The 9,029-nt window shown below is 68.3% G+C and carries 8 protein-coding genes, 2 pseudogenes and 1 other annotated feature; of the genes and pseudogenes, 6 read left to right on the top strand and 4 right to left on the bottom strand.

Annotated elements, in window-relative coordinates:
* Together AC2W7M_RS14040 and AC2W7M_RS14035 are read right to left on the bottom strand one after the other, a co-directional pair.
* Nucleotides 1–759, bottom strand: a 759-nt coding sequence (locus AC2W7M_RS14040) for a DNA-methyltransferase (RefSeq protein WP_486132882.1), incomplete at its 3' end; no start/stop codon positions are given.
* Between the two features lie 249 nt (nt 760–1,008).
* The gene (locus AC2W7M_RS14035) at nt 1,009–2,838 is read right to left on the bottom strand and encodes a monovalent cation:proton antiporter-2 (CPA2) family protein (RefSeq protein ID WP_486132881.1); all 1,830 of its coding nucleotides are present in this window, start codon (nt 2,836–2,838) and stop codon (nt 1,009–1,011) included.
* Nucleotides 2,839–3,031: 193 nt separating this feature from the next.
* Nucleotides 3,032–3,087: a sequence feature (sul1 is cis-regulatory element that is thought to sense ions involved in sulfur or methionine metabolism; They are found in Alphaproteobacteria), on the top strand.
* Nucleotides 3,088–3,154: 67 nt separating this feature from the next.
* Between AC2W7M_RS14035 and AC2W7M_RS14030 the strand changes: the two genes are divergently transcribed.
* From AC2W7M_RS14030 to AC2W7M_RS14015, 4 genes are all read left to right on the top strand, one after another.
* A complete protein-coding gene (locus tag AC2W7M_RS14030; RefSeq protein WP_486132880.1) occupies nt 3,155–4,645 on the top strand; it encodes a SulP family inorganic anion transporter in 1,491 nt (496 codons plus the stop codon).
* A 111-nt stretch (nt 4,646–4,756) separates the two neighbouring features.
* Nucleotides 4,757–4,981: a toxin-antitoxin system YwqK family antitoxin gene (locus tag AC2W7M_RS14025; protein ID WP_486132879.1), complete on the top strand. Its 225-nt coding sequence runs from the start codon at nt 4,757–4,759 to the stop codon at nt 4,979–4,981.
* 140 nt (nt 4,982–5,121) lie between these two features.
* The gene (locus AC2W7M_RS14020) at nt 5,122–5,349 is read left to right on the top strand and encodes a DUF2188 domain-containing protein (RefSeq protein ID WP_486132878.1); all 228 of its coding nucleotides are present in this window, start codon (nt 5,122–5,124) and stop codon (nt 5,347–5,349) included.
* Nucleotides 5,350–5,351: 2 nt separating this feature from the next.
* Nucleotides 5,352–5,981 carry a hypothetical protein gene (locus AC2W7M_RS14015; RefSeq protein ID WP_486132877.1) on the top strand — a complete coding sequence of 210 codons (630 nt, stop codon included), beginning with the start codon at nt 5,352–5,354 and terminating at the stop codon, nt 5,979–5,981.
* Between the two features lie 92 nt (nt 5,982–6,073).
* Here AC2W7M_RS14015 and AC2W7M_RS14010 read toward each other — a convergent pair whose 3' ends face one another.
* Together AC2W7M_RS14010 and AC2W7M_RS14005 are read right to left on the bottom strand one after the other, a co-directional pair.
* A complete protein-coding gene (locus tag AC2W7M_RS14010) occupies nt 6,074–6,775 on the bottom strand; it encodes an SDR family oxidoreductase (protein ID WP_486132876.1) in 702 nt (233 codons plus the stop codon).
* 39 nt (nt 6,776–6,814) lie between these two features.
* Nucleotides 6,815–7,734, bottom strand: a pseudogene (locus tag AC2W7M_RS14005) (NAD(P)-dependent oxidoreductase).
* 106 nt (nt 7,735–7,840) lie between these two features.
* Here AC2W7M_RS14005 and AC2W7M_RS14000 point away from each other — a divergent pair.
* Nucleotides 7,841–8,896, top strand: coding sequence for a LacI family DNA-binding transcriptional regulator (locus AC2W7M_RS14000; protein ID WP_486132875.1), 1,056 nt, complete (start codon nt 7,841–7,843; stop codon nt 8,894–8,896).
* Between the two features lie 10 nt (nt 8,897–8,906).
* A pseudogene (locus AC2W7M_RS13995) lies at nt 8,907–9,029 on the top strand (TrmH family RNA methyltransferase); the annotation flags it as partial.

Below are 9,029 nucleotides of genomic sequence, written 5' to 3'. Positions count from 1 at the left end.
GAGGGCATCCGCGGCGAGCGGCTCCACCGCATCGATGCGGGCGCGCGCGGCCGCGGCATAGGCCGCCTCGCGCTCGATGCCGATGAAGGACCGGCGCAGGCGCTTCGCCACCGCCGCGGTCGTGCCGGAGCCGAGGAACGGGTCGAGCACCACGTCGCCGGGCCGGGTGGCCGAGAGCAGCACGCGGGCCATCAGCGCCTCGGGCTTCTGGGTGGGATGGAGCTTGCGCCCCCCCTCGTCCTTCAGCCGCTCCTGGCCGGTGCAGAGCGGGAACAGCCAGTCCGAGCGCATCTGCACGTCGTCATTGCCGGCTTTCAGGGCCTCGTAATTGAAGGTGTATTTCGCGCCCGCGTCGCGCGCCGCCCAGATCAGCGTCTCGTGGGCATTGGTGAAGCGCCGGCCCCGGAAGTTGGGCATCGGGTTCGCCTTGCGCCAGATGATGTCGTTGAGGATCCAGAAGCCGAGGTCCTGGAGCGCGGCGCCGACCCGGAAGATGTTGTGGTAGGAGCCGATGACGAACAGCGTGCCGTTCGGCTTCAGCACCCGGCGCGCCGCCAGCAGCCAGGCGCGGGTGAAGGCGTCGTAGGCGGCGAAGCTCTCGAACTGGTCCCAGGCGTCGTCCACCGCATCCACCCGGCTCTCGTCCGGGCGCTTCAGCTCGCCGCCCAGCTGGAGATTGTAGGGCGGATCGGCGAACACGAGGTCGACGCTCTTCTCCGGCAGGCGGGCCATCTCGGCGATGCTGTCGCCGACGATCACGAGATCGCGCGGGAGCCGTGCCGGCGCGCCCGCGAACGCGCCGGAAATGGCGCCGTCGTGGGCGGCCAAGGAAGGCGCATCCGCGCTGTCCACCCGCACGCCGATCCGGCGCGCAGAACGCAGAGGCTCCCCCTTGGCCACACGACGCATGACGCAACCCTACGCAACGCTTACCGATGGCCGGGAGTGTGGCGGGGGCGGGTTAAGGTGCAGTTACACCGGCGACGCTTCCGTCTTTTTCCGCCGCGCTCAGCGCTCCTCGGCGGCGATGGCGTCTCCCGCGATGGCGTCGGCCGCCGGATTGAGCGGTTGGGCGGCATGGCGCGGGCGGGTGAAGGGCTCGGGCTTCGGGCCGTTGCCGTGCAGCAGATCGAGGCCGGCGTAGAAGCCGCTGGTCTGCTCCAGGCACAGGCGTTCCTTGTCGCGGCGGCGCACGTCGTCCACGGTCTCCTGCGCCTCCTCGGGCGAGAGGCCGAGATATTCCAGCGCGCCGCGGCCGAAGGCGAGCGCGGATTCCAGGGTCTCGCGCATCTGGAAATCGACATTCAGGTTGATCAGCTCCAGCGCGTGGCCGCGGTCATAGGCGCGCACCAGGACGCCGGCATTGGGGAAGGTCTCCCGCGCCAAGGCGACGATCTTGTTCGCCGCCTCGCGCTTGTCGACGCAGATGGCGATCGCGCGCGCGCCGCTCGCGCCGGATGCGTGCAGCACGTCGAGATTGGTGCCGTCGCCGTAATAGATCTTGAAGCCGAACTTGGCGGCGGCGCGGATCATCTCCGGGTCGTTGTCGATGATGGTCACTTCCAGGCCGCGGGCGAGGAAGGTCTGGCTCGCCACCTGACCGAAGCGGCCGAAGCCCACCACCAGCACTGATCCCGAGAGCCCGTCCGGCGCCTCGACACCGTCCAGGTCCACCTTCTCCGGCGGCAGCAGCCGGCGGGCGGCGATCACGGTCAGCGGGGTCAGTACCATGGACAGGATGACCGTGGTGGACATCACCGCATTGGTGCGCGCATCGAAGATGCCGGCGGCTGCCGCCGCGCCGTAGAGCACGAAGGCGAACTCGCCGCCCTGGGCGAACAGCGCCGCGCGGTAGAGCGCCTCGCGCCGGTCGGCACCGAAGACGAGGGCGATCACGAAGATGCCGATCGCCTTCACCGCCATGTAGCCGGCGACCGCCAGCGCCACGATGCGCCAGTCCGCCGCCACCACGGCGAGGTTGAGCGACATGCCCACCGCCATGAAGAACAGGCCGAGCAGGAGGCCGCGGAACGGCTCGATGTCGGCCTCCAGCTGGTGGCGGAAGGTGGAGCCGGACAGCAGCACCCCGGCGAGGAAGGCGCCCATGGCCATGGAGAGGCCGGAGAGCTGCATCAAAAGCGCCGTGCCGAGCACCACCGTGAGCGCGGCCGCGGTCATGATCTCGCGCGCCCGCGCCGCTGAGAGCAAGGCGAACAGCGGGTTCAGCAGCCAGCGCCCGGCCGCCACCACCACCGCCACCGCGCCGACCGCGATGCCGATCGCCTGCCAGTCGGCGCCGCCGCTGCCGCCCGAAGCCGGGGCGAGCACCGCCACCAGCGCCAGCAGCGGCACGATGGCGAGGTCCTCCAGCAGCAGGATGGACACCGCGCGCTGGCCGGCCGGCGTCGCGGTCTCGCCCGCCTCGTCGAGGATCTGCATGATGGCTGCGGTGGAGGAGAGCACGAACCCCATGGCGGCGAGAAACGCCACCGCCGGCGCAAGCCCGGCCAGGAGCCCGAGCCCGGTCAGCAGCGCGCCGCAGGCCGCCACCTGCGCGAAGCCGAGGCCGAAGATCTCGCGCCGCAGGCTCCACAGGCGCTGCGGCTTCATCTCCAGCCCGATCACGAACAGGAACATGACGACGCCGAGCTCGGCGAAGTGCAGCACCGCCTCCGGCGCGGAAATCACCTTGAGGCCGAACGGGCCGATGGCGAGGCCGGCGGCGAGATAGCCGAGCACCGAGCCGAATCCGGCCCGCTTGAACAACGGCGCGGCGACGACGCCGGCGCCCAGGACGGCGACGATCTGCACCAGCTCGAAATTGGACGCTTCAGCCATGGCAGACCTCGCAAAGACGGATCGGCGCCGCGGGTTACGCCGACGGGCCCTCTCCTAACGGAATGCTGGCGCCAGGGCGAGCCCCGGACAGGACGTGCGCCGCTCAGTCAATTCCTCGACAGGCGTTCAGGCCCATTGCACAATTTATGACGTTGCATTGCAACAAGATTGCCGATACCCAAGGCTTTAGCAATCAGGACCCGGTGCAATTCCGGGTGGCTCTTCCGGCCGCCGATCCGCCGGACAACGCAAATGACACAGCGCTTCGCACGCCGCCCGTCCGGGCGGGCGGTGTTCTATTGCGGATTACTTTCCCATGTCTGCCCACAGCCTCTATTTCCGCCAGTGGTTTTCCAACATCCGCGGCGACATCCTCGCCGGCATCGTAGTCGCCCTCGCGCTCATTCCCGAAGCCATCGGCTTTTCCGTCATCGCCGGCGTCGACCCGAAGGTCGGGCTCTACGCCTCGTTCGCCATCGCCTGCGTCTCCGCCTTCCTGGGCGGGCGGCCGGGCATGATCTCGGCGGCCACCGCCGCCACCGCCGTGGTGATGGTCTCGCTGGTGCGCGATCACGGCCTGCAGTATCTGTTCGCGGCCACCATCCTCATGGGGCTGCTGCAGGTGCTGGCGGGCCTGCTGCGCCTCGGCCGGCTGATGCGCTTCGTCTCGCGCTCGGTCATCACCGGCTTCGTCAACGCGCTCGCCATCCTTATCTTCATGGCGCAGCTGCCGGAGCTGATCGGCGTGCCGGTCGAGACCTATGCCATGGTCGCGGCGGGCCTCGCCATCATCTACCTGTTTCCCTACCTGACCCGCACGGTGCCCTCGCCGCTGGTGGCTATCGCCGTGCTCACCGCCTTCGCCTGGTGGACGGGCATGGACCTGCGCACCGTGGGCGACCTCGGCGAACTGCCGTCGAGCTTCCCGGCCTTCCTGCTGCCGGACGTGCCTCTGACCTTCGAGACGCTCAAGATCATCTTCCCCTATTCGGTGACGCTCGCGGCCGTGGGGCTGCTGGAATCGCTGCTCACCGCCCAGATCGTCGACGACATGACCGACACGCTCTCCAACAAGAGCCAGGAATGCTTCGGCCAGGGCGCGAGCAACGTGGCCTCGGCGCTGATCGGCGGCATGGGAGGCTGCGCCATGATCGGCCAGTCGGTCATCAACGTGACGTCGGGCGGGCGCGGGCGGCTCTCCACCTTCGTGGCGGGCGCGTTCCTCCTGTTCCTGATCCTGGTACTGGACGATCTCGTGCGCATCATCCCTATGGCGGCACTGGTGGCGGTGATGATCATGGTGTCCATCGGCACCTTCTCGTGGCGCTCGATCCTCGATCTGCGCACCAATCCGCTGCCGTCCTCGGTGGTGATGGCGGCGACCGTCTTCACCGTGGTGGGCACCCGCGATCTGGCGCAAGGCGTCCTGGTGGGCGTGCTGCTGTCGGGCGTGTTCTTCGCCGGCAAGGTGGCGCGGCTTGTTTCGGTGACCCGCACCGAGACCGAGGGCCGCGTGCGCTACATCGTGCTGGGACAGATCTTCTTCGCCTCCTCCGAGGCGTTCCTGCGCGGCTTCGACCTGGAGGAAACGGCGGCGCAGGCCACCCCGGCCGAAGTGGTGATCGACCTGACCCACGCCCACTTCTGGGACATCACCTCCATCGGCGCGCTGGACAAGGCGGTGATGAAGCTGCGCCAGCGCGGCGCCGCCGTCACCGTGCTCGGCCTCAACGAAGCGAGCGCCACCATGGTCGACCGCTTCGCGCTGCACGACAAGGACGACGCCCGTCCCGCCGCGCTGCACTGAGGTACTTTGCTCCGAGGGCCGGCGGTACGGGGGCGGCTTGCCCGAGTGGGGACTGCGCGCCATCCTCGCGCGGCGCGGAACGGTCCGCGCCATTTGCGGCGGAGCGCTTAGATGGAGAAAACGCCCACCCCGTTCGAGAAGCGCCACCGCGACGGCTCCCTGTGGGCGCGCGGCCAGACGCTGGACGACCTGCCCACCGGCTATTGGGAATGGTTCCGGATCGACGGCACGCGGCTGCGCTCCGGCCATTTCGAGGCGGGCCGCCAGGTGGGGGAATGGACGACGTATGACAAGACGGGCGCGGTCTACAAGGTGACGCGGATGAACGAGGGGTAGGGCCTGCCCTACAGGGCGACACGGCTCGACACGCTCAGCGCGTTCGGTTCAATGGCCGGTTTGTGGCCCAGAGCGTTTGATCGACACCGAAAACCATGCTATGAACATACCATGAACATCAATTGCGTTGATGGCGCCATATGACGACCATAAAGGGCCAGCACGTCGTGCCGAGTGGAGACCGGTGGATCGTTCGCCGCGCTGGCGCTGCCCGTGCGTCCGGAGCCTTTGACACTCAGCAGGAAGCTATTGATCGGGCTCGGGATCTCGCACGCACCCAGCAGACTGAACTTTATATCCACGGTCGCGATGGACGCATCCGGGAGCGTAGTTCCTATGGACGCGACCCCTTCCCGCCGAAGGGCTAAACTTGCCTGGGGGTGCCTTCAATCAGAACGTCGTCATAAACTGTCCTTTCGATAAGGACTATGAGCCAATATTACAGGCCATCATTTTTACCATAATCTATCTTGGACTGCGCCCGCGGCTTGCGACCGAAAGCGGGGACTCCGCTGATCTGCGCCTGGCCCGCATCGTCCGACTGATCGAAGAATCGAAATATTCGATACATGACCTGAGCAGATGCCAAGCCAGGACAGAGGGCGAATATTATCGGTTGAACATGCCATTTGAACTGGGGATCGATTATGGATGCCGCAGCTTTCTCGGAAATGGTCGAGAAAACAAAAAGATACTCATTCTAGAAGAGCATCGCTATCGGTATCAGGCATCGATTTCAGACCTGGCCGGCTGCGATATCCAAACCCACGACGGAAATTACCAGAAGGCCGTCAGGAAAGTCCGCAACTGGCTGGCGCATGAGGCTGGCTTGCAGGCAGTTGGCGCACAACGAATTTTATATGCCTATGCCGATTTTCAGGAATGGTATTACGAACGGCAACTGGCTAACGGCTTTTCGGACGAGGATATCCTCGACTATCCGACTGCGGAGCTTCTTTCCGCCATGACGGATTGGGTGGCGCAAGGCCGCCCATCCTAGGACGCGGGCCGGCGAAATCGTCTGGCGGTCTGATCGAATCAGTCGCTCATGCTTCAAGGCCCGGACCGCCCCCGGTCGGACCCTATCCCCCCTCACACCCCCCGCATCAGCCCGCCATCCACGCGCAGGTTCTGGCCGGTGATGTAGCCCGCGCCCTCCGACACCAGGAATGCCACGGTCGCGGCGATCTCGGCGGAGGTGCCGTAGCGGCCCATGGGGACGCCGGCGCGGCGTTCTTCGGTGGCGGGCAGGCTGTCGATCCAGCCGGGCAGCACGTTGTTCATGCGCACATTGTCGGCCGCATAGGCGTCGGCGAACAGCTTGGTGAAAGCGGCGAGCCCGGCGCGGAACACCGCCGAGGTGGGAAACAGCGGGCTCGGCTCGAACGCCCAGGCGGAGGAGATGTTGACGATCGCCCCGCTCTTCTGCGCCGCCATCACCGGGGCGATAAGGCGGGTCGGGCGCACCACGTTCAGGAAATAGATGTCGAGCCCCGCGTGCCAGGCCTCGTCGGTGATCTCCAGGATCGGCGCGCGCGGGCCGTGGCCGGCGCTGTTCACCAGCGCGTCGATGCGGCCATAGGCGTCGAGCGTCGCGTCCACGAGGCGCCTCAGGTCGTCGTTCGACTGGTTCGAGCCGGTGATGCCGATGCCGCCCAGCGCCTTGGCGAGCACCTCGCCCTTGCCGGACGAGGAGAGGATCGCGACCTTGTAGCCGTCCGCCGCGAGGCGGCGCGCGCACGCCGCCCCCATGCCCGAGCCGCCGGCCGTGATGATGGCCACCTTCTCGCCCATGCCTGTCCTCCCCTCCCCTCTGGCGCGCTCCGGCGCCGCCTATTCGGCCGCCGCCTTGGCCACGGGCACGGGCGGCAGCCCGTTCATGGCCGCCACCGCGTCGGCGAGCAGCGGCACGTTCTTCGCGCCATAGCCGAGACCCTCGGCGGCGGCATAGAGGTTCTTCACCGTCGCGCTCACGAAGGCCGCCGCGCCGGTATTGGTGGCGAGGCTGGTGACGTAGCGCATGTCCTTGTGGGCATTGGCGATCGCGAAGCGGTGGCTGTTCTCGTTGCCGTCCAGGGCATAGCCCATGAAGGTCTGGTAGAAGCCGCAATCCATGCGCCCGCCGCGGATCACGGTGTCGAACACCTGCGGCGTCACCCCCGCCTTGGCGGCGATGGCGAGCGCCTCCGCATAGATGGCGCCGTAGCCGAGCGAGAGAAAATTGTTGATCAGCTTCATGGTGTGGCCCGCGCCCGGCGCGCCCACGCGCACGATCCGGCTGGCGAAGGCGGAAACCGCTGGCTCGATCACGGCGAAGGCGTCATCCCCCGCACCCACCATCGCGGTGAGGCCGCCGGTTTCCGCCTGAACCGGCGTGCCGCCGAGCGGGGCGTCGCAGAAGGCGATGCCCCGGGCCGCCAGCTCCGCGGCCAGCGCCATGGTCAAGGTCGGCTCCGAGGTGGAGCAGTCGACGATGTGCAGCCCCGCTTTGGCGCCGGCGAGCAGCCCGTCCGGTCCGCGCAGGATCGCCTCCACCTGGGGGGCGCCGGTCACGCACAGGAAGACGATGTCGCTTGCGGCCGCGAGCGCCGCGGCGCCCGTGGCCTCGCTCGCGCCGCGGCGAGGAGGTCCTCCACCGGCCCGCGGTTGCGATGACCCAGAACGGTGAGAGGAAAGCCCTTCTCCACCAGGCATTTCGCCATGCCGTGCCCCATCAGCCCGACGCCGACGAAACCGATGCGCGCCCTGTCCATTCCCGACCTCCCTATGAAAAAGCTCTTATGGTCACGGGTTCTAAATCGTTTAGCATGTGACAAGGCGCTGCGCGATGCGCGAAACAACCCTTCAAAAGGGGGGAGCATGGAGGACGTCAGGAGCGCCCAGGTCGGCAAGGTCACGCTGCAGCGCCTGGCGCTGGAACTGGGCCTGTCCACGGCGACGGTCTCGCTCGCCTTGCGCGACAGCCCGGTGGTGGCGGAAGGCACGCGCCTCAAGGTGCAGGCGGCGGCCCGCGCGCGCGGCTACGTGGCGAACCGCAGCGCCGCCGCGCTGCGCACCGCCCGCACCAACATCGTCGGCGTCGGGCTGCATGACATCGTCAACCCCTCCTTCACCGAGCTGCTCGCCGCCATTGAGGACGCGCTCTCGGCGGCCGGAAAAACCGTGCTGCTCGGCGTCAGCCAGGAGGACGTGACGCGCCAGACCCGCACCCTCGGCACGCTCGCCGAATACCGCCCCGACGCCTTCATCGTCTCGCCCGCCGCCCACACCCGGGTCGAGGACCTGAAGGCGCTCGCCGCCACCGGCATCGCCGTGGTGCAGGTGACGCGCGAGATCGAGGGGTCCGGCTTCGACTTCGCCGGCTCCGACGACCGGGCCGGGGTGGCGCTCGGCGTCGCCCATCTGGTGGCGCTGGGCCACCGGCGCATCGGCATGATCGGCGGCTTCGGCGCCATCTCCACCGGCCGCAAGCGCCTCGCCGGCTACAAAGCGGGCCTGGAGGCGGCGGGCATCCCGTTCGACCCGGCGCTGGTGATGGAGGGGCCGGGCCACCGCGAGGAGGGGCGGCGCGCCGTGATGCGGCTTCTGGCGCTGGACGAGCCGCCGACCGCCGCCGTCTCGTTCAACGATCTGTCCGCCTTCGGCGCGCTCATGGGGCTCCAGGCCGCCGGGCTGACGGCGGGCCGCGACTTCTCGCTGGTCGGCTATGACGACATCGCCGAGGCGGCGCTGTGGCATCCCTCCCTCACCACGGTGCACACCTTCATTCCGGAATACGGGCGCGCGGCGGCGCAGCTCGCTCTGGCCCGCATGGCCGACCTCTCCCGTCCGGTGGAGCGGGTGGAACTTCCGCCGCGCCTCGTGGTGCGCGACACCACCAGCGCCCCGGTGCCGGTGAAGCGCCGGCCCCTGTGAGCGCGCGGCCGTGATCGTCCCCGTGGCATCGGCCGACGACGCGCGCATCGCCGCCTTCCGCGACGTGCGCGAGCGCGACCTAGTGGGCCGCGGCGGCGGCTTCATGGCGGAGGGCGAGGTGGTGCTGCGCCTG

The sequence above is a fragment of the Xanthobacter sp. BG11Y11_SDJG genome, assembly GCF_057364445.1.
This window is presented reverse-complemented; position numbering and strand designations above follow the sequence as displayed.

Excerpts from the sequence above, each read along its gene's own strand:
- AC2W7M_RS14035 (WP_486132881.1), bottom strand. The coding sequence starts at position 2,838 with ATGGCTGAAGCGTCCAATTTCGAGCTGGTGCAGATCGTCGCCGTCCTG.
- AC2W7M_RS14030 (WP_486132880.1), top strand. The coding sequence starts at position 3,155 with ATGTCTGCCCACAGCCTCTATTTCCGCCAGTGGTTTTCCAACATCCGC.
- AC2W7M_RS14025 (WP_486132879.1), top strand. The coding sequence starts at position 4,757 with ATGGAGAAAACGCCCACCCCGTTCGAGAAGCGCCACCGCGACGGCTCC.
- AC2W7M_RS14020 (WP_486132878.1), top strand. The coding sequence starts at position 5,122 with ATGACGACCATAAAGGGCCAGCACGTCGTGCCGAGTGGAGACCGGTGG.
- AC2W7M_RS14010 (WP_486132876.1), bottom strand. The coding sequence starts at position 6,775 with ATGGGCGAGAAGGTGGCCATCATCACGGCCGGCGGCTCGGGCATGGGG.
- AC2W7M_RS14000 (WP_486132875.1), top strand. The coding sequence starts at position 7,841 with ATGGAGGACGTCAGGAGCGCCCAGGTCGGCAAGGTCACGCTGCAGCGC.